Consider the following 24814-nt stretch of genomic DNA (forward strand, 5'->3'; position numbering starts at 1 on the left):
GCGGCCGGCGGTTTCCCGGCCGCGGTGAGCGGCGGTCGCGGGTCCCGCCGGTCCCGCTCGGCACCCCAGCGGCCGATGGACGGCGGACTGCCCGGCGACCTGGTGGCCGATGGACGGCGGACTGCCCGGCGACCCGGTGGCCGATGGACGGCGGACCGCCCGGCGGCGGGGGGAAGCGATCAGCGCCCGCTCCCCGGGGGCGGCGCCGAGTCGCTGCGGGGCCCGGTACCGTCGACCGGGCGGTACCAGCCCGTGCCGTCGGCCAGCGGCCGGAACAGGCCCGGGGCGAAGGCGGGGCCGTCCTGTCCCTCCGCGAACGACACGTCGTGGTACAGGGAGTCCGCGAGGGCGACGATCGCCTGGGCACCGGAGGCGTCCAGTGCCGTGCCGACCGACTCGACGTCCGCGCGGAAGGCCTGCTCCTCGCTGCCGTCCGGCCGGAACTCCACCTGCCAGAACTCCGCCCGCAGCCGCAGGCCGCCCACGTGCGCCAGCCGCCCGGGCAGGCCCTCCACGGTCGCCCGGAGGAGACGGGAGGCCTCCACCCGTGGCGCCAGCAGTACGAGGAGGCCCTCCCGGTCGTCCAGGAGTTCGTAGGAGTCGCCGGCGAGTCCGCTGTCCGTCAGCAGGTCCGTGACCACCCGGTGGAGCGCCGTGCGGGCCCCGGTGCCCCGGGGGGCGTCGGCGAACGAGTAGCGGGCGCAGTCGCGGAAGTCGGTGTCGAAGTCGGCGTCGTCCCTCTCGGACTCCCTCTCGGACTCCCTCTCGGACGTCTCGAACTCCGCCTCGGCATCCGCGTAGGCCTCCATCAGGATCTCGGCCTCCTCCCGGGCCACTTCGGGCTCGAGGTCCGGGTCGTAGAAGGGACCGTCCCCCCACGGGGCGCTCGCGGCGATCACTTCGGCCGTCTCCAGTTCCTCCTCGGTCGGCCCCTCCTCCGTGCCCAGCAGTGGCGTCCACAGACCGTCCTCCGTGGGGAAGGGGCCCTCCGCGAGCTCGTCCGGCGCGGACACGGCGCCGTGCGTTCCGTCCGCGTGCGGCGGTTCCTCGTACGCCTGCCACGGAGCGTCGTCCGCCGGCTCGTCGTGCTCCTCGCGCAGTTCCCGGCCCAGGGCCAGCAGAGCGGGGCTGCGCCCCCCGGACAGTTCGTACTCCTCGTACACCGCCAGGGCCTCCTCGCCCCGGCCCTGGCGGCGCAGCGCGATCAGGTACAGGCGGCGGAAGTCCTCCCGGTGCGGGTGGGCGTCCAGCAGGCCGGCCAGGTCGGCGGAGGCCCGGTCGTACTCGCCGAGGGACAGGTCGAGTTCGGCGCGCTTGGTGTGCAGGGCGAGGCGGAGCCGCGTCAGGCGGGTGCGGGCGGTGCGGGCGGCGGGGCCGGGCACGTCCGCGAGCGGCTCGGCACCGTGCCAGAGCGCCAGCGCCTCGGTGACGTGGACGCGGGCATCGGTGTGCGCGCCCTCCTGTCCCGCCGCGTCGGCGCGTCGCACCAGCTCGTCGCAGTGCACCACGTCCACCTGGTCGGCGCTGGTGTGCAGCGCGTAGCCGTGGGCGGGCCGCGCCAGCACGCCGGGGCCCAGGACCTCCGCCAGACGTGTGGCCAGCCGGGTCACCTCGGCCCGCGGGTCGCGCGGCTCGTCGCCCGGGTCCCACAGCCCCCACCGCAGCTCCTCGTGGGTCACCGTGCGGCCGTGCTTGAGCAGCAGCATGGCGAGCAGCGCGCGGACGTCCGGCGGCAGGCCGGGGGTGCCGTCCGGGAGGTCGACCCGCAGGGGCCCCAGGACGCGGTACCGGCGCCGCTCGTACGCCTCGGCCGCCCGGGCGGGCAGCTGCGGGTCGGCGAGCAGCCCGAGGCCCTGGGCCTGCGACGCGGCCGAGGCGGACATCAGCTGGTCGAAGGCGTGCGCGTAGTGGATGCGCAGGGCGCCGGGGAGCCGGTCGAGGCGGTGGGAGTCGACCGGGAGGGTCAGGCGCGAGGTCCCCGACGTCAGCAGCAGCAGGACGTCGCACAGGGCTCGCAGGTCCTCGGAGCGGCCGGCCGGGCCGGACGTGAGCCCCGGTTCGAAAAGGCTGAGCCGGACCGTGCCGTCCGGCAGGAGGACCACCCGGGACGCCTCCAGACCGCCGTGCGTGACGCCCGCCCGGTGCAGGGCGGTGAGCGCCCGCGCCAGCTGCGCCCCCACCGACACCGTCAGCGGCACCGGCAGCCGTCCGCCGCCCGACCGTACGAGGGCGTTCAGGGCGATGCCGTCGAGGTGCTCCATGACGACGTACGGGATGTCGTCCTCGATGCCGCGGTCGAGGACGGTCACCAGGTTCGGGTGGGCGATCTCCGTGAGGCGGCCCGCGTCCCGCAGGAACGCCCGGCGCGAGGCGGGGCCGGTGTCCGCGTCGTGCAGCCGGACCGTCACCGTCCGGTTCGTCCCGGTGTCCTCGGCCAGCCACATCCTCCCGGTCGGCGAGAGCCGTCGCACCGGCCGGTAGCGGGCGCCCAGCGCGGGCGGGAAGGGCGACGCGGCCGGGGGGCGCGGCCGCGCCGCCAGCTGCCGCGCGCTCTCCTGGCTGATCGCCGCGAACGGCTCGCTCCCGTCGGCCCGCTCGGTGCCGTCCCGGGCGGGGATCAGCGCGCGGAACTCGCCGGGCGAGCGCCCCGCCCGCTGGTCGATCAGGCCCCCGGTCCGCAGCAGCAGCTCGTGGGTGCGGTCGCGGGCGGTACGGGGCAGACCGCGCAGCAGGAGGTCGCGTACACCGGGGCGGAACGCGTACGAGCCGGGCGGCCCGGGGACCGTGGTGAGCAGGCCGCTGAGGATGACCTCGGCCAGGTGCCGGGGGAGCGGGTGCGGCTCCACGGCGGCCTGCACCAGCCGCATCACGGGCAGGTCCGGGCGCCCGAGCGCGAGGTGGCCGGCCAGCCGGAAGGCTTCCGGCGACGCACTCGCGCGAAAGCGCAGGACCAGCTCCTCGGCGGACAGCCGCGTCAGGTCGGTGCGGTCGTCGGCGTCGGCCGGCAGCGGACGGTGCAGTGCGGCGGCCGCGCCCGGGTACTCGGTGCCGCCCGGACTCGCCACCAGCGCGGCCCAGTTCGCCAGCCACTCGGGTCCCGGTTCCAGTACGGGCAGGTGTACGGCGCCCTCGGGCGCGCGGGGCGCGGCGCTGTCGTACGGCGTGAAGGCGAGCGACGCGCTGGGCGCGGCCCGGTGCGGGGCCGACAGCCGGCCCGGCACCGGCGGCAGGGCGGTGTCCCGCCACAGGTGTTCGGGGAGCGGCTGGAGGACGGCCAGGGGTGTCCGGTGCGCCCAGCGCCGCAGCGTGCCGAACCACGTGGTGCCGGCCGGGCCCTCACGCCACTGCAGCCCCATGCAGTCGCTGATCAGCAGCGTGACCGTACGGCCGTCGGCGGGCGCGTGGGTGCCGTCGCCGCGGACGGTGCCGTCGGGTTCCGCGCGGTGCAGGGTGACGGTGCGGAAGACGCCCGACTGGGCGAGGGCGGTGTGCAGTTCGCGCACCAGGGGGTCCCAGACGGGCATCGTGGGGCCCGCGTCGTGCACCAGGTCCAGCCGCAGCCAGCGCTCCCGCACGGGCCGCAGTACCGGCAGCCACCACTCGGGTCCGGCGCCCAGCCGGGCGATGCGGTCGACGGTCGCGTGCTCGTCCACCTCGCGCCCCACCGGGGCGTCGGTACGGCGCTTCAGCGGGCGCAGGGAGCGTTGCAGCGCCAGGGGGTGGGGCAGCATCGGCGGGGCGGGCGCGAGCAGGGCGCTGTGCGGTTCGGCCGCCGACGTCCCCGGGGCGGGGGCCGGGGACGGCAGGCGCAGGGGGGTGCGGGGGGCCCGCGGTACGGGAGGCGGTCCCATCGGCCGGCCGGGCGGGGGCCGGTGCTCCGGTCGCCGCTGCCGGTCCCGCTCCGGTGCCGGGTCGGGCGCGGGCGGTGTCGGCTCCGGGGGGTCCGTCTCAGTCGTCGGGGCCGCCGGGTCCGCCGGGTCCGACGGGTCCACCGTGTCCGGCGGGTCCTGCGCCGGGGGGTCCATCTGCCCGGCCAGCCACAGGAGTTCGGCCAGCTCCAGCGGGGTCGGGCGGACGCCCGAGGCCGCCCGGCCGAGGATGTCGGCCAGGCGGTGCAGGGGTTCCGGCGAGCCGGAGCGGTCGGACGGCATCAGAAGGCGTCGGGTTGCGGGGACCGGCCCAGGTACGGCATCAGCTGCTGGGCCAGCTCGTCGAGCGAGTCGGTGCCCAGACCGGAGGAACGGGCCAGGTAGATCGCGTTGAGCAACTGGTCCGTGGCCAGTTCGCCGCTGCCCACCCGGGACAGGAACCGGTCGATCAGCCGCTGCGCGTACCCGTCGGGCTCGCCCAGGTGGGCGCGGACGATCTCGGAGAGCTGGTCGTCGTCCGGCTGCCGCAGGCGGAGCGAGACGCAGCGGCGCAGGAAGGCGGGCGGGAACTCGCGTTCGCCGTTGCTGGTGAGGACGATGAAGGGGAAGGCCTTGCAGCGGACCCGGCCGCGCTCCACCGGAACCCGCTGGTCGGTGCCGTCGATGAGGACCTCGGCACGCCCGTCGGGGGTGTCCCGGGAGGCCCGCACGAGTTCGGGGATCTCGTACTGCCCCTCCTCCAGGACGTGCAGCAGGTCGTTCGGCAGGTCGAGGTCGCTCTTGTCGATCTCGTCGATGAGCAGCGCGCGCGGGCGGGCGTAGGGGAGCAGGGCGGTGCCGAGCGGGCCGAGGCGCAGGTGGTTCTCGATGCCCGCCCCGGCCGCCGGGTCGCCGGGCCGGTCCGCGGTGTGGCGGGCCGCGTACAGGCGGGAGAGCGGGTCGTACGTGTAGAGGCCGTCGTGGAGGGTGCTGCGGCTGGTGATGTTCCACCTGAGGACCGGGCCGAGCCGCAGTTCGCGGGCGACCGCGTAGGCGAGGGACGACTTGCCGGTGCCGGGCGGGCCGGTGACCAGCAGCGGGCGCCGCAGGTACAGGGCCGCGTTGACCAGTTGCACGGTGTGCTCGGTGGCCTGGTAGGTCGCGGCACGGTGGGCGCGGTCGGGCGAGGCGGTGGCGGCGTCGCCGTCCTCGTCCGGCGGGTCGAGCACGGGGCGGCCGTCGAAGGCACGCCAGGGCGGGGGAGGGGGCAGCTTGGTGATGCCGTCGTGAGGGGCCGGCGCGCCGGTGTAGACGGGCCACAGGGGCATGGTTCTTCTCTCCGAGCGATCTGTTCGGCGGCGGGTGGAGCGTCGGTGGAACGGCGGGTGGAGCGTCGGTGGAACGGCGGGTGGAGCGTCGGTGGAACGGCGGGCGGTGCCTCGGGTGGTGCGGTGGGTGGTTCGACGGCGGGTGGTTGGGTGCGGCGGGTGGTTCCGCGGTGGTGTCCGGCGGCGGTGGGTCGGCGGTGTGGGGTGCGGCGGTGTGGGGTGCGGCGGGCGGTTCCGCGGTGTGCGGTTCGGTGTGGTGCGGGCGGTTCGGTGTGGCGGGCGGTTCGGTGTGGTGCGGGCGGTCCGGTGTGGTGGGTGGTTCCGCCGGCGGGTGGTTCAGCCGACGGGTGAGTGCAGCAGGGCGGTGGGTTCGGCGAAGCAGCGGGGGTCGTCCCACAGCAGCTGGACGTCCCGCGCCCAGTGCTCGTCCGGGGCGTCGGCCGCCTCCGCCGTCTCGCGCAGCTCCATGACCAGGCGGGGAAGCTCGGACGGCGGCACATCCGCCACGGACACGGCGAGTTCGTCGAGGAACGCCGTGCCGGAGCAGGGGCCGTCGTGCCCGTCGCGCGGGCAGCCCGTGCGCGGCCACAGCAGCACGGGGACGGGGACGTTGACACCGACCTCGAAGTACTCCCGTGCCGTCTCAGGACTGGTGGCGAAACCGGCCAGCTCCGCGTCGTCCCGCAGCCGCTTGCGCAGGCCGGCCGGCCGCTCCCGGGTGCCGCAGTCGACGCGGTGCAGGGTGCCGCCCGTGCCGGCCCCGAGCTTGCGCCACTTCTTGCGCAGCTGGTGGCGGAGCCGTCCGCTGCGGTGGCGGTGGCGGTCGGTCACCACGAGCGGGTACGCGCAGCCGAGCGGTGTGGGGTCGTCCTCGCCGCAGGCCCAGTGCGCCACCGGCGCGTTCAGCCACTCGCGCGGCAGTACGAACGTGAGCAGCTCGTCGGCGCCGGGATCGAGCTGGGTGAACGCCTCGTCGATGCGCTCCTGCACGTACGCCCGCACCGCGCTCCGGGCCAGCCGGCGCGTGCCCACCGGGCGGCGCTGTCCGTCCCGGTACGCGGACACCTCGACGGTGACCTGGCCGGGGCCGGCTCCGCTGTGGTCGATCTCCACGACGATGGGCGACCACGTCGCGGGGCGCGGCGGAGGGGTGTGCGGCCGGTGGGCCAGCCGTTCCTCCAGCCGGTCGGCGAACCGGGCCACGGCACCCGGTTCCGGCACCTCCCACTGCACGTAGGCGGCGGCTTCCCACAGGGAGGCGAAACCCCCGTCCGGGGGCGGCGGGTCGAAGGCGTCCGTCGCGGAGACGTACAGCCGGTTCGGATCGCAGCTCAGGCCGGTGTCCTCGGCCTGGCGCACCAGCGCGTACAGCCGTCTGCGCGCGTCCGCCCGGTGGCCGGGCGTGGGCACCAGTTCGCCGAGCTCCGGCCAGTAGCGCGCCATGACCTCGACCGGCAGCATCCGGCCGACCCGCACGTCCTTGGCGCCCGCGACCGCGGAGACCATACCGACGACCGTGCCGTCGGCGAGTGTCGCCGCCGCCCCGCTGAACCCGCCCGCCAGTGGCTGCCCGTGCCCGGTGAGGGCCTCCAGCTGGACCCATTCGTCCGAGATGAGCGGGCCGGGCAGGGCGCGGTAGGAGGCGAGCATGCCCTCGTCGTACCCCTTGGGGAAGCCGTAGGCGACCAGCTCGGGGGCGGGGCCGGTCCGTTCCGCGCCGGGCCGGGCGAACGCGGCCGGGGTGAGCGGGACTTCGCGCTCCAGTTCCAGTACGGCGAGGTCGCCGGGGTCGGCGGCGCCGCCCCGCCAGCCGCCGTGCACGGCGACGGTGGCGGACAGCTCGCCCAGTTCCCGGCGGCCGGGGAAGGTCACGGTGACCGGCGCGCTCTCGCTCCACCGCACGACATGGGCGCAGGTGAGCAGCCGGCGGGCGGTGACGAGGAATCCGGCGCCGACCTCCTTGCCGCACTCGACGCGGGCATGCCACGCGGCGCCGCTCATGACCGGCCGGCGGCTTCCGGGCCCCGGGGGTGCGCGGGGCGTTCGGGCCCCGGCTCCGGGGACCAGTTCAGTCTCACGACCAGGTGGCCTTCCGCCGACCCCTTGGTGATGACCGCGCCGGCCTCCGCGCTCAGCTTCACCCCGAACTCCAGCTCCACCGAGTCGGGCCTGAGCGAGCCGTCCCGGAAGACCCGCAGCGCGGACTCGGCCGCCGCCCGGACGCCGTCCAGGGAGCTCTCGAAGGTGCGTGCCGCCCGGGCCGGCCCGTCGCCGCGCGAGACCAGTCGCGCCCCGTCCTCGTCCTCGACGCTCTCGACGACCACGCGCACGCCGTCCTCGGTCTTGAACTCGACCAACCCGTCCATGCCGTCGCTCGCTCCCCGTGTGCCGTACGTGCCTGTGCGAAACACCATTGTGACGGACGGTACTTGGCCGTGTCCCGTGTTCCACCGCCGGTCCCTCGCGCCTCTGGCGGAAACCCGCCAGGGCGTCAATCCGCCACCTCTCGTCAACTCCCCTGCCCCACAGGGCCCCTGAGACTGCTCGCAGCACTCGTCGCGGAACTGTACGACGATACGAAGGAAGGCGTGGATGAACAGAGGACCAGTCAGACGCGGAGCGACCCTCCTGTCGGCGGGGCTCGTGATCGCGCTGCTGCCGGCCGGGACGGCGGCGGCGCAGGAGCCTCCCCCGGACACGGCGCGCACCCCGGCCACCACGGCCCGAACGGCCGCGGCCGCCGCCCGCACCGTCACCCTCGTCACCGGCGACCGGGTGACCGTCGCCGACCTCGGCGGCGGCCGGCAGACCGTGACGGTCGAGCGGCCCGAGGGCGCCACCGGCGCCGTGCACACCCGCCGGTCCGGCGGCCGGACCACCGTCGTACCGGACGAGGCCCTGCCGTACCTGCGCGACGGCAGCCTCGACGAACGGCTCTTCGACGTGGGCGAGTTGCTGGAACAGGGACTCGCCGACTCCGAGACCGGCGAACTGCCGCTGATCGTGACCTACGACAAGGGCGTACGGGCCGCCACCCCGAGGGGCACCGAGCGGACCCGTGCGCTGCCCAGCGTGCGCGGCGCCGCCGTCGAGGCCGACAAGGGGCGTGGTTTCTGGCGGGAATTCACCCGTCGCGGCGCCGGCATCGACGGCGTGTGGCTCGACGGGCGGGTCACCGCCGCGATGGCCGAGTCCAACGCGCAGATCGGCACGCCCGAGGCCTGGCAGGCCGGGCTGACCGGCAAGGGCGTCACCGTGGCCGTGCTGGACAGCGGCGTGGACGCCGGCCACCCCGACCTCGCCGGACGGGTCGCCGAGAGCCGCAGCTTCATCGCGGGCGAGGAGGTCGCCGACCGCAACGGCCACGGCACGCACGTCGCCTCCACCGTCGGCGGCAGCGGCGCGGCCTCCGACGGCAAGGAGAAGGGCGTCGCACCCGGCGCCACCCTCGCGGTCGGCAAGGTCCTGTCCGACCAGGGCACGGGCAGCGAGTCCGAGATCATCGCCGGCATGGAGTGGGCCGCCCGGGACGTGGACGCGGACATCGTCTCCATGAGCCTCGGCTCCACCGAGCCCAGCGACGGCACCGACCCCATGGCACAGGCCGTCGACACCCTGTCCCGCGAGACCGGCGCCCTGTTCGTCATCGCCGCCGGCAACACCGGCTCCCCGTCCTCCATCGGCTCGCCCGGCGCCGCCGGCTCCGCCCTGACCGTGGGCGCCGTCGACCCCGCCGACCAGGCCGCCTGGTTCACCAGCGCCGGACCCCGGTACGGGGACAACGCCCTCAAGCCCGACCTGTCCGCCCCGGGCGTCGGCATCCTCGCCGCCCGCTCCCGGCTCGCCGAGGGCAGCGGCGACTACACCTCCATGGACGGTACGTCGATGGCGACGCCGCACGTCGCCGGCGTGGCCGCCCTGCTCGCCGAGGAACACCCCGACTGGACCGGCGCGCAGCTCAAGGACGCGCTGATGTCCACCTCGAAGCAGCTCGACGCCTCCGCCTACCGACTGGGCGCGGGCCGGGTCAGCGTGCCGGACGCGATCGGCGCCGAGGTCACCGCGACGGGAAGCGCCGACCTCGGCTTCCACTCGTGGCCGTACGACGCCAACGAGCCGGTCACCCGCACCGTCACCTACACCAACTCCTCCGACACCGACGTCGAGTTGAAACTGTCCGTGCGGGGCGCCCCCGAGGGCGTCGCCACCCTCGCCGACACCGCGCTCACCGTGCCCGCGCACGGCACCGCCTCCACCACCGTCACCGGGGACGGCGCCAAGGCCCCGGTCGGGACGACGAGCGGCCGGATCGTGGCCGCCGGCGCGGACGGCACGCCGCTCGCGCACACCGCGTTCGGGCTGGTCAAGGAGGAGGAGCGGTACACGCTCACCGTGCACGTCAAGGACCGGGCGGGTGCCGCCACCCCGGCCGACCTGGTCGTCCAGCGCCTCGCCGAGGGCGCCGACTCCGTCCCCGCGCACGTCGGTGACTCCGGCACCCTGGAGCTGCGCCTCGCCCCCGGGACGTACAGCCTGACCTCCTTCCTCGACGTGCGCGGCAGCCACGGCGCCGACTCGCTCGGACTGGGCTTCCTCGCGGCGCCCGAGGTCGTCGTCGACCGGGACCGCGAGATCACCCTCGACGGACGCGAGCTGCGCGAGATCAGCGCCGACGTCGACCAGCGCACCGAGACCCGGCAACTGCTCATGGAGTACGACCGCGGCGCGAACGGCTCCGACATGTTCGGCGCGGTCCAGGTTCCCCTGACGTACGACAGCGTCTTCGCCGCGCCCACCGGCGAGAAGGTCACCGAGGGCGACTTCGAGTACCGGACCGTGTGGCGGCTGGGCAAGCCGGTGCTGGAGGTCAAGGGGATCGGTGAGGCCGTCGTCCAGTCGGGCGGCACCCTGATCGAGGGGCGCAGCCGGCTGCCGCTGGTCGACGTCGGGGACGGGCCCTTCCCGGACGGCGTCCGGGGCAAGGCGGTCCTCGCCCGGCTCACCGAGGGCACCGAACCGGCCGCCCTCGCCCAGGCCGCCCAGGACGCGGGCGTGAAGGCGCTGTTCGTGACGGACGACGCCCCCGGACGGCTGATGTCGTGGTGGGGCACGCCCGACAACGCCGACCGGCCGCTGCAGATCGCCACGGTGGACGCGGCGGACGCGGAGCGGCTGCGGGACGCGGGGCGGGTCCACATGACCGGGACGCGCAACACGCCCTACACGTACGACCTCTCCGAAGGCCACCGCGGCGCCGTGCCCGACCGTGACCTCACCTACGAGCCCGGGCGCCGCGACCTCGCCGTGCTGCGGACGAAGTACCACGCGGCCGAGGCGGCGAGCGGCGGCGAGTTCCGGTACTCGATCACCGACGCCTTCCCGGTCGGCCTCGGCTTCCGGGAGCGGATCGACTTCCCGGCCGAGCGCACCGAGTACGTGTCGACCGGGCCCGGCCAGCTGTGGCACGAGTCCGTGACGACCGCCGACGGCGCGCTGGAGCAGCGGGCCGGAACGGTCCGGTACGAGGGCGGCTCGCGTACGGAGCTGAACTGGTTCAAGCCCGTGTGGCACCCGTATCTCGGCACCGGCCTGGGCTGGGGGCAGCAGCGCGTGGGCAACCGGCTCCAGTTCAACGCCCCCGGCTGGGGCGACTCCGGCCCCGACCACACCGGCTTCGGTGACGTGTGGAGCGAGGGCAGCGGCATGTCGCAGACGACGTCGGTGTACCTGGACGGCGAACTGGTCGACCAGAACGCGGGTTCCGTCGCCTACGTATCGGACGCGCCGGCCGACGAGCGCACGTACAGGCTCGTCACCGATACCGCGCTCGACGCCGGACGCTGGAAGCTCGGGACCGAGGGGCACGCCGAGTGGACCTTCCGCTCGGCCGCCACATCCGAGGACCGCTGGACGTACCTCCCCCTGATCAACCTCTCCTTCGACGTCGACACCGACCTCGCGGGCGAGGTGCGCGGCGGGAAGAAGCTGCGGGTCGGGATCGGCGCGGAACACGTGGCCGGCGCCCCGGACACCGGGACGATCGGCGGCGGGAAGCTGGAGGTGTCGTACGACGACGGCAAGACCTGGCAGGACGTCCGGCTGCGCGGCGGTGGCGGGGAGGCGTCCTGGCGCGGGACGCTGAGCGTGCCCCGCGACGCCGGGCACGTCTCGCTGCGGGCCTCCGCGCGCGACGACCGGGGCGGCTCGGTCACGCAGGAGATCGTGCGGGCCGTGGCCGTGCGCTGACACGCGGACGGCGCCGCCTCCCTGGGACGGGGAGGCGGCGCCGCCTGGTTTCCCGGACCGTCAGACCAGCCAGCCGACGAAGTGGACGAGGCCGGCGAGGATGTCGGTGAGAAGGTTCATGATCGTGCAGCTCCTTGCGCTGTGCTGTGTGGGACCTACTACTGCTTGGGACATGTGCGTCAACCACGGTCTGCAGCCCGTTGCCTGCGCACCGTAAGTATCGTTGGTCCCGGTAGTCACATACGCTCGTCAGAGCGACGATCACCTGTTCCAGGGAACAACTGATCGCCTGTTCGGATCACGCCGAGTTCCGCCAAGTCCTGGGGGCGCAGCCGGAGGTGACCGGCCGTCGCCTCCACCTCCTCCGGCGGGCGCTTCAGGATCGCCGCCGCGAGCTCCGGCGCGATGACCGAGAAGTAGCTGTCCGGGGTGGCCCAGGTGCTGCCCGGCGCTGCCAGCGCCAGCGCCCCGCCCGAACCGCCCTCGCCGATCACCAGCGTGGTGACCGGTGTGCGCGCCGACGCCACCGCCGCGAACAGGTCGGCGATCGCCGCACCCGCGCCCTGCCGCTCCGCCTCCGCGTCGTTCGCCGCACCCGGCGTGTCCACCAGGGTCAGCACCGGAACGCCGAGCCGGTCCGCGAGGCGGATCAGCCGGGCGGCGGTGCGGTACCCGGCGGGACGCGTCGCCGTCCCGGTCTGGGCGGCGTACGCCACCGTCCGCCCCGCGTGCTCGCCGAAGCCGCAGAGCATGCCGTCCGGGTCGGTGCCGCCGCAGCGGTCGCCCGAGAGGGCGACACGGTGGGCGAAGTAGGCGTCCAGGTACGCCCGGGCGCGCGGCCGTTCGGGAGCGCGGGCCCGCCGGACCGCGTCCCACCCGCTGACCGGCGGCTCCCGCGAGCCCAGCGGCTCGGGCACCGGCGCCGGTTCGCCGGACGGCGCCGTCAGCAGCCGCAGCCACCGGCCCAGCGTCGCGCGCAGCTCCCCGGGCGGTACGACGGCGTCCGCGCTGCCCGCCGCCACCTGCGCCTCGGCCGTGTACGCCGCGGGGTCGGCGTCCGGCGGCCGGACCCGGGACCCGGCGAAGCCGACCTGGGCGCCGGGCAGCGCGAGGGTCACGTCGGCGCCCGCGCCCAGGGTCGCCCAGCCGCCGCCGGTGGCCGGGTCGCGCAGGACGGCGATCTGCGGCAGCCCGGCCTCCCGGGTGAGCGCCGACTGCCGCGCCACCCGCTGGAGCTGGGTCAGCGCGAGCATCCCCTCCTGCATCCGGCTGCCGCCGGTGGCGACCAGCGGCACCACCGGCAGCCGGTGTTCACGGGCGTACGTGTACGCCGCCTCCAGCCGGTCGCCGGTGGCGCTGCCCAGCGAGCCGCCGAGGAAGCCGAACTCGAAGGCGAGGAGCACGGCCCGCACGCCCTGGACGTGCCCGGTCCCGCAGACGACGGACTCCTCCTCGCCGGTGCGCTCGGCGGCGCGGGCGCGGGCGGCGTCGTAGCCGTGCCAGCCGAGGGGGCCGTCGGGCCGCGGCGACCCCCCTGCCGGGTGGGGGAGTTCGGCGAAGTCGTCGGTGAGGAGGCCGAGGAACTCCCGCGCGGACAGCCGTTCAGTCATGAGCCAGCGCCCGCTTCATGATCTTCCCCATGTCGTTGCGGGGGAGCGAGTCGCGGTGCCGCACGACACGGGGCCGCTTGTGCGGGGCCAGCCGGCCCGCGACGTGGTCGGCCAGCGCGTCCAGCGTGGGCGGCGCGGCGGGGTCGGCCGGGACGATCCACGCCACGATCCGCTCGCCCAGGTCCGGGTCGGGCTCCCCGGTGACGGCCGCCTCGCGCACCCCCGGGTGCTCGAGGAGCGCGTTCTCGATCTCACCGGCCCCGATCTTGTACCCGCCGCTCTTGATCAGGTCGGTGGCCTTGCGGCCGACGATGCGGACATAGCCGTCGGGGTCGCGCACCGCCATGTCGCCGGTGCGGAAGAAACCGTCCTCGGTGAAGGCGGCGGCGGTGGCGTCCGGGCGGTTGAGGTACTCGGTGAACAGGTTCGCGCCGCGCACCTGGATCTCGCCGACGCTCTCCCCGTCCCACGCCGTGATCGGTGTGCCGTCGTCCTCCACGAGCCGCAGCTCCACCCCGGGCAGCGGCACGCCCACGGTCCCGGCGCGCGGCTCGCCGTCCGCCCGCACGCTGGTGTTCATGAGGGTCTCCGTCATGCCGTACCGCTCGATCACCCGCCGGCCGGTCGCGGCGGTGATCCGCTCGTGGTCGTGCACCGGCAGCGCGGCCGACCCGGAGACCAGCAGCCGGGCCCCGGCCAGCGCCTTCGCCAGCTCCGGGTCGCCGGGCAGGGACTCGGCGATCCGGTGGTACATCGTCGGCACCCCGAACAGCATCGTCGCGCCGTCGTTCAGCTCCCGCGCCGCGCCCTCGGTGGAGAACCTGCCCAGGTGCCGCACGGACCCGCCGCGCCGCAGCGGTCCCAGGACGCCGAGCACCAGTCCGTGCACGTGGAACAGCGGCAGCCCCTGCACCAGCACGTCGTCGGCGGTCCACTGCCACGCGTCGGCGAGCGCGTCCAGCGTCGTCGCCAGCGCGCGCCGGGGGATGACGGCGCCCTTGGGCGGGCCGGTGGTGCCGGACGTGTAGACGACGAGGGCGGGGGCGCCGTCGTCGGCGTGGCCGTCCTCGGGGACGGGCCCGGTGGCGTGCACGTCGACGTCGACGCGCGCCAGGGCGCCCAGGGCCGGCGGGAGTTCGCACCCCGGGGGCGCCAGGACGAGCGACGGCTCGCTGTCGGAGAGGATGTGCGCGAGCTCCTTGTCGCCGGACTTCGGGTTGAGCGGCACGGCGGGCACCCCGGCCAGCAGCGCCGCCACCACGGCGACGGCGGTCTCCATCTCCGGGGTCGCCCAGACGGCGACGCGTCCGGCCCCCCGGATCCGGCCGGCCGTGCCGCCCGCCGCGGCGGCCAGTCGGGCGTACGTCAGGGAGCGCTCGCCGAACCGCAGGGCGGGCCGGTCGGCCGGAGCGGCGGCGGGTGCGCCGGTCTCGGCCGGGAGGAGGGCCGGGAAGAGAGAGGACACGCTTCGTACTCCTTGGTCGTTGCTCGCGAACACCGGTCGTCCGATCTCCGGAAATTCTGACGTGGGCCTACCCGAAGCCGGGTACGACCAGTACCAGCCAGGCCAGCGCGGGCACGGCCGCCACCACGATCCCTCCGTACACCATCAGCTGCCGGAAGAACCGCTCGCGGTCGACGTCCGGTGCCGCGGCCAGCACCAGCGCGCCGTTCGTCGAGAACGGGCTGACGTCCACGACCGTCGCCGAGACCGCGAGCGCCGCCACCATGCCGACCGCCCCGATCTCGCCCTGCGCGAGGAACGGCACCGCCAGCGGGATCAGCGCGCCCATGATCCCGACGGAGGAGGCGAAGGCCGACACGATCGCGCCGATGTAGCAGAGCAGCACCGCGGCCAGCAGCGGGACGCCGATGCCGCCGACGCCCTCGCCGGCCCAGGTGATGGTGCCGATCTCCTCCAGTACGCCGACGTAGGTGAGGACACCGCAGATCAGCAGGACCGTGGACCAGGCGATCTCGCCGACCGCGCGGCGGCTGTCGTCCGGCCAGGCGGTGCTCAGCACGACGGCCAGGCTGACCGCGGTCAGACCCGCGTCCAGGTCGAAGCCGAGGACGGCCACGACGAGGGCGACCAGGGAGGTGAGGGTGGCGATCCGGGCGGGGGTGAGGCGAGGGCCGCCGCCGGTAACGTCCGTGTCCCGGCCGGGGCGGACGGCCACGGCGGTGGGGGCGGTGCCTCCGGTCCCGGCCGCGGTGCCTCCGGTCCCGGCCGCGGTGCCTCCGGTCCCGGCCGCGGTGCCTCCGGTCCCGGCCGCAGTGCCTCCGGTCCCGGTCCCGGCCTCGGTGCCTGTGCCGGTGCCTGTGCCGGTGGGCTCCGCCTCTTTGCCCACCGCGCCGCCGTCCTCCGGCGTCACCGCCCCCCGCGCCCACAGCTTCCGCCCGCCGAACAGCACGAACAGCACGCCCGCGATGAGGAGGTTGGCGATCAGCGAGGCGAGGAAGAGGGTGACCTCGCTGCCCGGCAGCCCCTCGCGCTCGACGATGCCGTTGACGATCGAGCCGTAGATGCTGATCGGCGAGAACCCGCCGGCCTGCGCGCCGTGCACCACCATCGTGCCCATCAGCAGCGGGCTGATCGCGTACCGGGTGGCGAAGCTCAGCGCGATCGGCGCGACGATCGCGACGGCGGCCGGGCTGACCGCGCCGATCGCCGTGAGCGCGCCGGTGAGCGCGAACATCACCCACGGGATCAGCGCCACCCGCCCCCGCACCAGCCGGACGGCCGCGTGCACCAGCCAGTCGGTGGTGCCGTTGGCCCGGGCGATCGCGAACAGATAGGTGACGCCGACGAGGACGACGAACAGGTCCCCGGGGAAGCCGGCGAAGATGCCGTCCGCGTCGAGGTCCGCGACGAGCGTGCCCACGCCGAACGCGGCGGCGAAGGCGAGCGCGCCCATGTTGACGGAACGGGTGGTGGCGATGACGAACACCACGACGAGGACGAGGATCGAGACGAGTTCGGGGGACATGCGGGGGCTCCCGACGGGTGACCTGACTGGCTGAGTGGCTGAGCCACTTGGACGGTGCGGTTGGTCGGTCAGCGTGGGCCCGGCCCGGTCCGGCGTCAAGGGGTCGCGCAGGAATTGGCTCAGCCACTCGGCCACGCGCCGCCCGGTGTTACGCTCCGGGCGAGAGGGGGATCTCTTGAGCGACGCCCTGCGCCCCATGACCAGGCAGCGCCTGTACGAACAGGTGCTGGAGCGGCTGCGCCAGTACGTCACCGACGGCGGCCTGCGGGCCGGCGACCGGCTTCCGCCCGAACGGGACCTCGCCCAGCGCCTCGGCGTCAGCCGGGCCTCGGTGAAGCAGGCGATCGTGGTCCTGGAGGTCCAGGGCCTGGTGGAGGCGCGGCACGGCGGCGGGACGTACCTGGTGCGGGACAGCCTCGACGTCGAGCCCGTCGAGGAGATGGTCGAACGCCGACGGCGGCTCCCGGACGTCCTGGAGGCCCGCGAGGCACTGGAGACGAAGCTCGCCGAACTGGCCGCCGAACGCCGCACGGAGGACGACCTGGCCGCGATGCGGTCCGCGCTGACCGTGATGGCCGAGGAGATCGAGCGCGGCGGCCACGGCGTCGAGGGCGACCGGCTGTTCCACGCGGCGGTGACGGCGGCGGCGCGCAGCAGCCTCCTCGCGGAGTTCATGCGCTCCATCGCCCACCAGATCGCCGAGAGCCGCACCGAGTCCCTGCGCCAGCCCGGCCGCCCCGGCCGATCCCTGGCCCAGCACCGGGCCATCCTGGACGCCGTCGCCGACCGCCGGCCCCGGCAGGCCGCCGCCGCGATGCGCCGCCATGTCCGCACGGTCGCCAAGGTCCGGCTGCTGGACTGGGATCCGGAGGAACGGTAGAGATGGTCCCCATGCCCCGAATAGCACTCGTCACCTGCCGTCCCGGCCCCCAGGTCAGCGTCGACCGCGATCTGCCCGTGCTCGTGCGGGCGCTGGAGGAGGCGGGGGCGCGGGCGTCCGCCGAGGTGTGGGACGACGACGGCGTCGACTGGGGCTCCTTCGACCTCGCCCTGATCCGCTCCACCTGGGACTACAGCTGGCGGGCGGACGAGTTCACGGCGTGGGCCGAGGAGTGCGGCAAGCTGACGCGGCTGGCCAATCCGGCGGCGGTCGTGCGCTGGAACACCGACAAGCGCTACCTCGGCGACCTGGCGGCGGCCGGTGTGCCCACCGTCCCCACCCGATACACCGCGCCCGGTGAGGTGCCCGACCTGCCCGACGACCACGAGTACGTCGTCAAGCCCACCACGGGCGCCGGGGCCCGCTTCGCCGCCCGCTACACGCCCGACGAGCACGCCACCGCCCTACGGCAGGTGGAGCGGATGCACGCCGAGGGGCTCACGGCGATGGTGCAGCCGTACGTGCGCGGCATCGACACCGCCGGTGAGCGGGCGCTGCAGTTCTTCGGGGGGAACCTGCTGCACGTGAGCCGCAAGGGGCCCGTCCTCGCGCCCGGCACGCCCTACGACCAGCGCAAGGTGGCCCACCCCGGGCTGACCGGCTGGACCCCGACCCTCGTCGACACCGCCCTCGCCAGGAAGGCGTTGGCCTCCGTACCGGGCGCGCCCGAGCTGCTGTACGCGCGGGTCGACATCGTGGACGGGGAGGACGGCCAGCCCCGCGTGATGGAGCTGGAGCTGGTCGAACCGAACCTGTTCCTGTGGCTGCACCCGGAGTCGGAGCCGCGCGTGGTGGAGGAGATCCTCAAGGCCGCGGCCCGCTGACCGCCGTACGCTGCAGCAGCCCCCAGGTGAACTCCGCGACCACCTCGCGCCGTACGCCGGACGCGTCCAGGGCCGTGAAGGCGAGCCCCGGGGGTCCCCCCACGGAGTGGAGGAGGGTCGGGGCCGTGCCCTCCAGGGGACGGGCGGGGGCGAAGGCACGCGCCGCCTCGTCCACCGTGCACGACCAGGGCGTGAGGTCCTCCACCGTGCGGAGGCCGGGCGCCGGGGCGCCCGGCGCGCGGACCAGCCACTCGTTCCACACCGCACCGCCGGCCGCCGGCGTCAGCACCTCGAAGCGCAGGTCGGGCCAGAGCGGGACCGGCCACCGCCACGCCTCGCAGTCCAGGTCGCCGACCCTGCGCGGGGTCCGGGACTCCGGTTCGCCGAGCACGCAGCGGTACCGCGACAGGGCCGGGCGGGAGCGCGGCGAGCGGGCCATCGCCTGCCAGCGCTTGTTGGCCTCGCGCATGTCCGCGAGGGAGACGCCCAGTTCGTGCCGGGCGTCCTCCACCGGGCCGGGGTTGTGATCGGCCATGCGGCGCAGCAGCACCAGTTGGAAGTCGAGCGGGGTGAACGGGCCGGCGGGCTGTCCTCCAGTGGGCATGGAGACCATCGTGGCCCATGGACGGAGTGCCGCGCCCCCTGGGCGAGGGGCGCACGCGGGGCCCCTGCCCATTGCCCCGGCAAACGCGATATGAGTAGCCTGTGTTCGCCATTCCGATCGTCTGTTGAAATCTCGAACATCGAGGTTGTCGCCGCAGGCGCCTGAGACACCTAGGGAGGGGGCCGGACATGGGACGTCTCGTACCAGCCGTGACCCGGGCTCTCGACATACTGGAGCTCTTCCTCGACGGGGACGGCACGCTCTCCGCCCCCGACATCGTGCGCCGGCTCCAGTTGCCGCGCACCACCGTGCACGAGCTGGTCACCACGCTCGCCGCGCGAAAGTACATCGTGCCCGTGGCCGGGCAGCCCGGACGGTACCGGCTCGGGGTGCGCCCGTACCAGCTCGGCGCCCGTTACGCCGAGCACCTCGACCTCGCCGCCGAGGGACAGCAGGTCGCCCGGACCGTCGCCGAGACCTGCGACGAGACCGTGCACGTGGCGATCCTGGAGGACACCGACGTCATCTACATCGCCAAGGTCGACTCCACGCACGCGGTGCGCATGGTGTCGGCGGCCGGGCGCAGGCTGCCCGCCCACTGCACGTCCGTCGGCAAGATGCTGCTGGCCTCCCTCCCGGAGCCGGAGGTCGCCGCCCGGTTCCCCGACGGCGCCGAACTGACCGCGATGACCCCGAACAGCATCACCGATCCGGCCGCCCTGCGCGAGGCCCTGGCGGAGATCCGCGAGCGGGGCATCGCGGTGGAGAACCGCGAGTCCAACCCGGACGTCTCCTGCGTGGCCACCCCGGTCCGCGACCGCGCCGGCCGGGTGGTCGCCGCGCTGTCGATCTCGGTGCCCATGATCCGCTGGAGCGAGGAGCGCCTCGCCGAGCTGGAGCAGCTCGCCGTCAAGGGCGCCGCCGACCTCTCCGAGCGCCTCGGCCACCGGAGCGCGGCATGAGGGAGCACGGCATGACGGAGCGCGGCACCGCCACGACCGGCACGGCGTACGAGGTGGCCGTCCGGGCGGAGGCGTCCCTCGGCGAGGGGCCCACCTGGGACCCCGCGACGGGCCGCCTCCTGTGGATCGACATCCTGAACTCCCGCGTCCACACCTACGACCCGGCGACCGGCCGGCGCACGGTCCGCCGCACCGACCAGCACGTGGGCGCCGTCAAGCCCCGCGCGGGCGGCGGCCTCGTCCTCAACCTGCGGGACGGGATCGGCCTCCTCGACCCCGACGACACCTTCCGCTGGCTGCACCGGGAGGTCGTCCCCGGCCGCCGCGGCAACGACGCCGCCGTCGCCCCCGACGGCACGCTGTGGGCCGGCACCATGCGCTACGACGAGGCACCCGGCGGCGGCACGCTGTCCCGGGTCGCCGGGGACGGCACGGTGACACCGGTGCTGGACGACGTGACGGTCAGCAACGGCACCGGCTGGAGCCCCGACGGCCGGCTGATGTACTACGCCGACACGCCGACCCGCCGCATCGACGTCTTCGACGTACCCGCCGACGGCCGCGCGGACGGCCGGATCACGGGCCGCCGCACCCTGGCCGTCATCGAGGACGGCGCCGGTTTCCCCGACGGCCTGTGTGTCGACGCCGAGGGCTGCGTGTGGGTCGCCCTGTGGGACGGCGGGGCGGTCCGCCGCTACACCCCCTCCGGTGACCTGGACCGGGTGATCCCGCTCCCGGTCCCCCGGGTCACGGCCTGCGCCTTCGGCGGCCCGGGCCTGACCGACCTGTACATCACCACGGCCCGGGTGGGGCTGACGGCCCCGCACCCGCTGGCGGGCTCGGTCCTGGTGGTGCCGGGCGCGGGCCAGGGGGTGGCCCAGCCGGCGTTCGCGGGCTGAGGACGGCGCCGGGCCCGGCGGGAGGGCCCGGCCGGTCGCCCGCAGGTTGCGACCCAGGTCGCCCGGCCGGTCGCCCCCAGGTCGCCCGGCCGGCAGCCCTGAGGCCGACCGCCCCGCGGCCGGCCGGCCGTTCAGAGCCCCGTGCGGTCCAGCCCGCGGAGCACCGCCCGCTCACTCGGCGTCAGCGGCGGCTCCGTCAGCGGGGGGAGCGGGGATCCCGCGAGCGCGGCCAGGACCGCGCCGGGGTGGAACATGCGGGTCGGGGGCGTGCGCATGCTGGTGACGTCCCAGATGGCCGAGGCCGCCGCGTACGAGCCCGTGGCCGCCTTCGTCATGCGCCGCGTGTACGCGGAGACGACACGGTCGGCGAGGTTCGGCCGCCCGCCGCGCACCCCCGGGTAGAGGACGTCCTGGCCGACGGCCATGGACCACGCCGCGTCCACCGAGCGCGCCGCCCCCCGCAGCACCCGCCGGGCCGTTCCGGGCGCGTCGAGACCGCCGGCCCGGTCCAGTTCCCGGCCGAGGACCTGCGCGCCGAACGCGGCCACCGACATGCCCTGCCCGTACGCCGGGTTGAAGGTGCCCAACGCGTCCCCCAGGACGACGAAACCGTCGGGCCACCGGGCGGACTTCTCCAGGTACCGGCGCACATTGCTGGTGGACCGGCTCAGATGCACGTCGGTGAGCGGTTCGGCACCGGAGATCAGCCGCCCCACGACGGGGTCCGGCAGTTCGAGCGTGTACCGCAGGAAACCATCGGGATCCGCGGGCGGTTCACCGCCGCGCGTGCCGCCGCAGCTCACCATCCACCGGTCGTCCTCGATCGGCAGGACCATCGCGCTCCGCCCCGGCCGGGACACGTACGGGTCGGCCTGCACGATCGTCAGCGGGAACCGCTCCGCGCCCTCCGGAACCCGGTAGATTCGCGTCGCGTTGACCAGACCGGAGTCCACGGTGTGCTCCCGGACACCGGAGAGACCGAGCCCGTCGAGCCAGGTGACGACCCGGGTGCCGCGTCCGCTCGCGTCGACGACGAAGTCCGCGTCGAGGTCCGTGTCCCCGTCGGCGGCCGAGACCCGTACCCCTCGCACCCGGCCTGCGGAACCCGTCAGCCCCACCACCGCCGCCCTGCGCACCTCGACCGGGCGCTGTTCGAGCACCGCGGCCCGTACCGTCCAGTCCAGCAGCGCCCGGCTGCACGTGAGCATGACGGGCCCCTCGCGCCGCCACCGCCGCAGCCAGCCCTCGGGTGTGCGGGCCAGCATGCCGGAGCTGAGGGATATCTCGTGGGCTCCGGCGGCGAGCAGCCGCTTGCGCAGGCTCACGCCCGGCACCAGTTCCTCCATGGCGGCCAGCCCGCCTGCCATGAGCAGGTGCGCGTGCCGCCCCTGCGGCAGCCCCCGGCGGTGCTCCGGTCCCTCGGGCAGTTCGTCGCGGTCCAGCACGATCACCTCGTCCACGCCCGCGGTGGACAGGACGGCGGCGGCCAGCGTCCCGGCCAGGCCGGCACCTATGACGACAGCTCTACGCGACATGGGGCTCCTCGGGTTCGGCCATGGGTCCGGTCGTGGAAGGCGTCACCGCGCCGTTCGGCGCGGCGGTCGTGGTGGGCGGGCGGACCAGCGCCTGTGCCAGTTCCACCAGCCCGCTGGGACCGGATACCTCGGTGGCGTGCAGACGGTACGTACCGCCCGTATCGGGTGGTTCCTCGCGGGCGGCGGCCCGGCGCGCCGCGTCGGCGAGCATGGCCGCCTCCGCCGCCAGCCGGGCCTCGTGGGCGGAGCGGCCCGCGTGCAGGGCGGTGTCCCGCACCCGCTCACGGACCCGGTGGTCGAAGTACGGCGCCAGCGCGAGCAGGGCGTCGTGGATGGACACCTCACGCCACTGGAGCCGGGCCTGGGGGAGCTGCCACCGGACGGTGGGAGGCTCGGGAGCGGTGGACACCGACTTCACCAGGTGCCACAGCGGTTCCAGCCGCCGGTAGTCGCCCAGCCCCCGCCAGTGGGCGACCACGGGCGGCAGCAGCCTCGGCAGCACGAACCCGGCCGAACACAGCAGCGCGGCCAGCGAGGCCATCGGCGGAGCCACCGTCGTGGACAGGAAGTCGAGGTCGTTGCCCGACCAACGGGCCACGATCGCCAGGTACTTGGCCAGCTGGAAGCCCACCACGTCCAGCAGCGCCCCCAGCAGGATCAGCCGCAGCCCGGTCCGGAGCGGCCCGCCCACCTCGCGGGCCCACTTGACGCACACGGCGCACATCACCACCATCGCCGCGGTGTGCCCGAGCAGGTACAGCAGGATCATCTCCCGCATGAACGGGGTGCCGGCGTAGTACGTGTCGAGGTCGGTCAGCCGCTCGGTGTCCGCGTCGGCGAGGGCGAACAGCACGACGATGGCGACCACCAGCAGACCGTAGGCGGCCATGCTGCGCAGCACCATGCGCCGCACCCGCTCGCGGGACCCTCCCCGCCAGTTGATCAGCAGCACGAGCACGGCGCAGCTGTACGCGGAGAGCATGCCGTAGGTCAGCGGTGCCCCGAAGTTGGGTACGCCGGTGAGCTCGTTGACGGTGGCGAGGGTGGCCGGGGCGGCACAGACGAAGACCAGGGCGCCGAGGACGATCGCCGCGCAGGTGGACAGGGTGAGCGGGTTCCGCATGGCGGTGCGCGGGCGGCGGAACAGCAGTACGGAGGTCACCCCGAACACGAGGGCCGCGAGATACACGACGAGACTCATACCGGCAGACTCCTCTCGCCGGGTCCCCGGCTCATACGGCTCCCGCCGTGGTCCTGCCGCTCGGCACGGCGGGGACCGACGGCACCGGTGCGGTGCCGGCCAGCACGTCGGCGATCCGGTCGAGGGCGGCCGGGTCCGGCACCCGGCCGGGGAACCGGCCGGTGCCGCCCTGCGGCGGGAACCCGCCCGCCCGGTCCGCCTCGCACCGTACCGCGGCGGTGATCACCGCCGCCCAGGCGGCGGCCTCGGCCCGTTCCGGGTCGCCCGTCGCCCCCAGCACACCGGCGCGGGTACGGTCGTACAGGTCCCGGTCGACGTACGCGTCGAGGTGGCTCAGCGCGTTGTGGATGCTGGTCCGGCGCCACACCAGCCGGGTGGTGGGGGACGCGAACCGGGGCCGGCGCAGCCGCAGCGACCGGCGGGTGAGCAGATCGTCCAGCGCCCGCTCCAGGGGCCCGAGCCGGACGTACGTCCGCCGGGCCCGCCGCCACTCGGTCACCCGGGGCGCCGCCAGCGGGACCAGCACCCCGACGACCGTCAGCAGGGCACCCAGACCGGCGGCCGCCGGGGAGACGGTGGTGCCGAGCGCCGACCAGTCGCGCCCGGACCAGCGCGCGCCCACCGCGACGAGCTTGGCCAGGCTGTAACCGGCGCCGCACAGCGAACCGGCGCCGAGCAGCGTCAGGCCCGCCCGCAGCCCGCCCCGTACGTGGCGCGCCCAGCGCAGCGCCGACACCGTGGTGACGGTCGCCGCGGTGAGGTGCGCGACGAGGTACAGCACGATCATCTGGGCGATGAACGGAGTCGTCGCGTAGTAGGTGTCCAGGTCGGTGCGGCGCTCCACCGGCGCGTCACCGAGGGCGAACGTCATCGCGACGCCGAGGAGCACGACGGTGTAGGCGAGCGTCCACCGGCGGGCGGTGCGCCGCACCCGGGGCCCGCCGCGCCAGTGGACGACGAGGACCTGGGAGGCGGCGCAGTACCCGGTGATCGCCGCGTAGGTGAGCGGAGCCGCGAGGTTGGGCACACCGCTCAGCCGGTTGACGGCGCCGACCGTCGGCGGTGCCCCGAGCAGGAAGCAGAGCCCGGCCAGGCCCAGCACCGCGCAGATGGCGCGCAGGTACGGATCGCGGCGGTGGCGCAGCAGGTCGGGGGCCTTCACCACCAGGCCGAGCCACAGCACGCCGCAGCTGCCGTAGTTGATCACGCCGTTCATCTCGTCGTCCCGCGGTGGTTGAGGGCGGCCCCGATGCGTCCGGCGAGGTCCTGCGGGGCGTTCGGATCGCCGCCCTCCGCGGCGTACACCGAGTCGGCGGAGGCCTCCAGCCAGGTGCGCAGCCGACGGCCCATCAGCATGCCGAAGCGGTCCGCCTCCTGCTCCTCGGCCAGGGAGAAGTCGGTGCGCGCGGCGACCGGCGCGGGCCGTACGCCGGCGGCGGCCGGGTCGGTGTCCGCCTGCCGGCGGCTCATGTGCCAGACCTCGTGGCAGAGGATCACGATCTGGTGCCACACGGCGGCACGCTCGTCCACCACCACGTCGTCGTGGCTCTCGCGTTCCAGCCACAGCCCGCTCGCGGTGTGCGGCGGGAACGCCGCACGGTGGACGACCACCTCACGTCCCCGCCATGCGCTGACGGAGGCGACGAGCGCGTCGAACAGGACCTCGGGGTCCGCCGGGACCGGTACCCGGATGGGGTCGATGAGGGCGTCAGCGAGGCGACGCATCTCCTTCCTGGTACGCACCGCGGTCTCCCTGTTCCCCTCGGTGTTGCTCGGTCATGTGTGCAATATGCCAAGACGGGTGCTGTCCGGGCCAGTTCCGCGTGC

At 75.0% G+C, this 24814-nt stretch carries 17 protein-coding genes; 5 read left to right on the forward strand and 12 right to left on the reverse strand.

The features are described 5' to 3' along the window. Positions 1 to 179 precede the first annotated feature (179 nt). The 4 genes from ACP4J0_RS12775 to ACP4J0_RS12790 all read right to left on the reverse strand — a co-directional run bounded on the left by ACP4J0_RS12775 (position 180) and on the right by ACP4J0_RS12790 (position 7542). Positions 180 to 4151 (reverse strand): SAV_2336 N-terminal domain-related protein, encoded by a 3972-nt coding sequence (locus ACP4J0_RS12775; RefSeq protein ID WP_426598759.1) that lies wholly within the window; start codon positions 4149 to 4151, stop codon positions 180 to 182. Beyond that, on the reverse strand, positions 4151 to 5176 hold the full coding sequence (locus ACP4J0_RS12780; RefSeq protein ID WP_426598760.1) for an AAA family ATPase: 1026 nt from the start codon (positions 5174 to 5176) through the stop codon (positions 4151 to 4153). The genes ACP4J0_RS12775 and ACP4J0_RS12780 overlap by 1 nt, the downstream gene beginning before the upstream one ends. Before the next feature lie 336 nt (positions 5177 to 5512). Then, the gene (locus ACP4J0_RS12785) at positions 5513 to 7177 is read right to left on the reverse strand and encodes a trypsin-like peptidase domain-containing protein (RefSeq protein WP_426598761.1); all 1665 of its coding nucleotides are present in this window, start codon (positions 7175 to 7177) and stop codon (positions 5513 to 5515) included. Continuing rightward, positions 7174 to 7542: a CU044_2847 family protein gene (locus tag ACP4J0_RS12790; protein WP_426598830.1), complete on the reverse strand. Its 369-nt coding sequence runs from the start codon at positions 7540 to 7542 to the stop codon at positions 7174 to 7176. Before ACP4J0_RS12790 ends, ACP4J0_RS12785 begins: the two co-directional genes overlap by 4 nt. Positions 7543 to 7768: 226 nt before the next feature. Here ACP4J0_RS12790 and ACP4J0_RS12795 point away from each other — a divergent pair, with 226 nt between their 5' ends. Further along, positions 7769 to 11422, forward strand: a complete 3654-nt coding sequence (locus ACP4J0_RS12795; RefSeq protein WP_426598762.1) for a S8 family serine peptidase — start codon at positions 7769 to 7771, stop codon at positions 11420 to 11422. Between the two features lie 236 nt (positions 11423 to 11658). Here ACP4J0_RS12795 and ACP4J0_RS12800 read toward each other — a convergent pair whose 3' ends face one another. From ACP4J0_RS12800 to ACP4J0_RS12810, 3 genes are all read right to left on the reverse strand, one after another. Further along, positions 11659 to 13032, reverse strand: a complete 1374-nt coding sequence (locus ACP4J0_RS12800) for a carboxyl transferase domain-containing protein (RefSeq protein ID WP_426598763.1) — start codon at positions 13030 to 13032, stop codon at positions 11659 to 11661. After that, the gene (locus ACP4J0_RS12805; protein WP_426598764.1) at positions 13025 to 14497 is read right to left on the reverse strand and encodes an acyl-CoA synthetase; all 1473 of its coding nucleotides are present in this window, start codon (positions 14495 to 14497) and stop codon (positions 13025 to 13027) included. The genes ACP4J0_RS12800 and ACP4J0_RS12805 overlap by 8 nt, the downstream gene beginning before the upstream one ends. Before the next feature lie 67 nt (positions 14498 to 14564). After that, positions 14565 to 16022 (reverse strand): SLC13 family permease, encoded by a 1458-nt coding sequence (locus ACP4J0_RS12810; protein ID WP_426598765.1) that lies wholly within the window; start codon positions 16020 to 16022, stop codon positions 14565 to 14567. A gap of 175 nt (positions 16023 to 16197) precedes the next feature. On the opposite strand from ACP4J0_RS12810, the gene ACP4J0_RS12815 reads away from it, so the two are divergent. After that, positions 16198 to 16902, forward strand: a complete 705-nt coding sequence (locus tag ACP4J0_RS12815) for a FadR/GntR family transcriptional regulator (protein ID WP_426598766.1) — start codon at positions 16198 to 16200, stop codon at positions 16900 to 16902. An 11-nt stretch (positions 16903 to 16913) separates the two neighbouring features. Continuing rightward, positions 16914 to 17786 carry an ATP-grasp domain-containing protein gene (locus ACP4J0_RS12820; RefSeq protein ID WP_426598767.1) on the forward strand — a complete coding sequence of 291 codons (873 nt, stop codon included), beginning with the start codon at positions 16914 to 16916 and terminating at the stop codon, positions 17784 to 17786. On the opposite strand, the gene ACP4J0_RS12825 is transcribed toward ACP4J0_RS12820, so the two are convergent. Further along, positions 17767 to 18399: a hypothetical protein gene (locus ACP4J0_RS12825; RefSeq protein ID WP_426598768.1), complete on the reverse strand. Its 633-nt coding sequence runs from the start codon at positions 18397 to 18399 to the stop codon at positions 17767 to 17769. The genes ACP4J0_RS12820 and ACP4J0_RS12825 overlap by 20 nt on opposite strands. A gap of 179 nt (positions 18400 to 18578) precedes the next feature. On the opposite strand from ACP4J0_RS12825, the gene ACP4J0_RS12830 reads away from it, so the two are divergent. Then, positions 18579 to 19352: an IclR family transcriptional regulator gene (locus tag ACP4J0_RS12830; protein WP_426598769.1), complete on the forward strand. Its 774-nt coding sequence runs from the start codon at positions 18579 to 18581 to the stop codon at positions 19350 to 19352. A gap of 11 nt (positions 19353 to 19363) precedes the next feature. Beyond that, positions 19364 to 20251 carry an SMP-30/gluconolactonase/LRE family protein gene (locus tag ACP4J0_RS12835; RefSeq protein WP_426598770.1) on the forward strand — a complete coding sequence of 296 codons (888 nt, stop codon included), beginning with the start codon at positions 19364 to 19366 and terminating at the stop codon, positions 20249 to 20251. A gap of 131 nt (positions 20252 to 20382) precedes the next feature. Here the strand turns inward: ACP4J0_RS12835 and ACP4J0_RS12840 are convergent, their stop codons facing one another. Genes ACP4J0_RS12840 through ACP4J0_RS12855 form a run of 4 tightly spaced genes read right to left on the reverse strand, consistent with a single transcriptional unit; the run spans position 20383 to position 24730 of the window. Further along, positions 20383 to 21786, reverse strand: coding sequence for an NAD(P)/FAD-dependent oxidoreductase (locus ACP4J0_RS12840; RefSeq protein WP_426598771.1), 1404 nt, complete (start codon positions 21784 to 21786; stop codon positions 20383 to 20385). Beyond that, on the reverse strand, positions 21776 to 22987 hold the full coding sequence (locus tag ACP4J0_RS12845) for an MAB_1171c family putative transporter (protein ID WP_426598772.1): 1212 nt from the start codon (positions 22985 to 22987) through the stop codon (positions 21776 to 21778). The genes ACP4J0_RS12840 and ACP4J0_RS12845 overlap by 11 nt, the downstream gene beginning before the upstream one ends. 31 nt (positions 22988 to 23018) lie before the next feature. Beyond that, complete coding sequence (locus ACP4J0_RS12850; RefSeq protein ID WP_426598773.1) at positions 23019 to 24203, reverse strand: MAB_1171c family putative transporter; 1185 nt, start codon at positions 24201 to 24203, stop codon at positions 23019 to 23021. Further along, positions 24200 to 24730, reverse strand: coding sequence for a toxin (locus ACP4J0_RS12855; protein WP_426598774.1), 531 nt, complete (start codon positions 24728 to 24730; stop codon positions 24200 to 24202). The genes ACP4J0_RS12850 and ACP4J0_RS12855 overlap by 4 nt, the downstream gene beginning before the upstream one ends. Positions 24731 to 24814: the final 84 nt, after the last annotated feature.

The sequence above is a fragment of the Streptomyces sp. WG7 genome, from assembly GCF_049975785.1.
Lineage (GTDB): Bacteria > Actinomycetota > Actinomycetes > Streptomycetales > Streptomycetaceae > Streptomyces.

Coding starts and splice junctions, on each gene's coding strand:
- ACP4J0_RS12820 (WP_426598767.1), top strand. CDS start 16,914: ATGCCCCGAATAGCACTCGTCACCTGCCGTCCCGGCCCCCAGGTCAGC.
- ACP4J0_RS12800 (WP_426598763.1), bottom strand. CDS start 13,032: ATGACTGAACGGCTGTCCGCGCGGGAGTTCCTCGGCCTCCTCACCGAC.
- ACP4J0_RS12835 (WP_426598770.1), top strand. CDS start 19,364: ATGACGGAGCGCGGCACCGCCACGACCGGCACGGCGTACGAGGTGGCC.
- ACP4J0_RS12845 (WP_426598772.1), bottom strand. CDS start 22,987: ATGAGTCTCGTCGTGTATCTCGCGGCCCTCGTGTTCGGGGTGACCTCC.
- ACP4J0_RS12795 (WP_426598762.1), top strand. CDS start 7,769: ATGAACAGAGGACCAGTCAGACGCGGAGCGACCCTCCTGTCGGCGGGG.
- ACP4J0_RS12850 (WP_426598773.1), bottom strand. CDS start 24,203: ATGAACGGCGTGATCAACTACGGCAGCTGCGGCGTGCTGTGGCTCGGC.
- ACP4J0_RS12825 (WP_426598768.1), bottom strand. CDS start 18,399: ATGGTCTCCATGCCCACTGGAGGACAGCCCGCCGGCCCGTTCACCCCG.
- ACP4J0_RS12785 (WP_426598761.1), bottom strand. CDS start 7,177: ATGAGCGGCGCCGCGTGGCATGCCCGCGTCGAGTGCGGCAAGGAGGTC.
- ACP4J0_RS12840 (WP_426598771.1), bottom strand. CDS start 21,786: ATGTCGCGTAGAGCTGTCGTCATAGGTGCCGGCCTGGCCGGGACGCTG.
- ACP4J0_RS12790 (WP_426598830.1), bottom strand. CDS start 7,542: ATGGACGGGTTGGTCGAGTTCAAGACCGAGGACGGCGTGCGCGTGGTC.
- ACP4J0_RS12830 (WP_426598769.1), top strand. CDS start 18,579: ATGGGACGTCTCGTACCAGCCGTGACCCGGGCTCTCGACATACTGGAG.
- ACP4J0_RS12810 (WP_426598765.1), bottom strand. CDS start 16,022: ATGTCCCCCGAACTCGTCTCGATCCTCGTCCTCGTCGTGGTGTTCGTC.
- ACP4J0_RS12780 (WP_426598760.1), bottom strand. CDS start 5,176: ATGCCCCTGTGGCCCGTCTACACCGGCGCGCCGGCCCCTCACGACGGC.
- ACP4J0_RS12775 (WP_426598759.1), bottom strand. CDS start 4,151: ATGCCGTCCGACCGCTCCGGCTCGCCGGAACCCCTGCACCGCCTGGCC.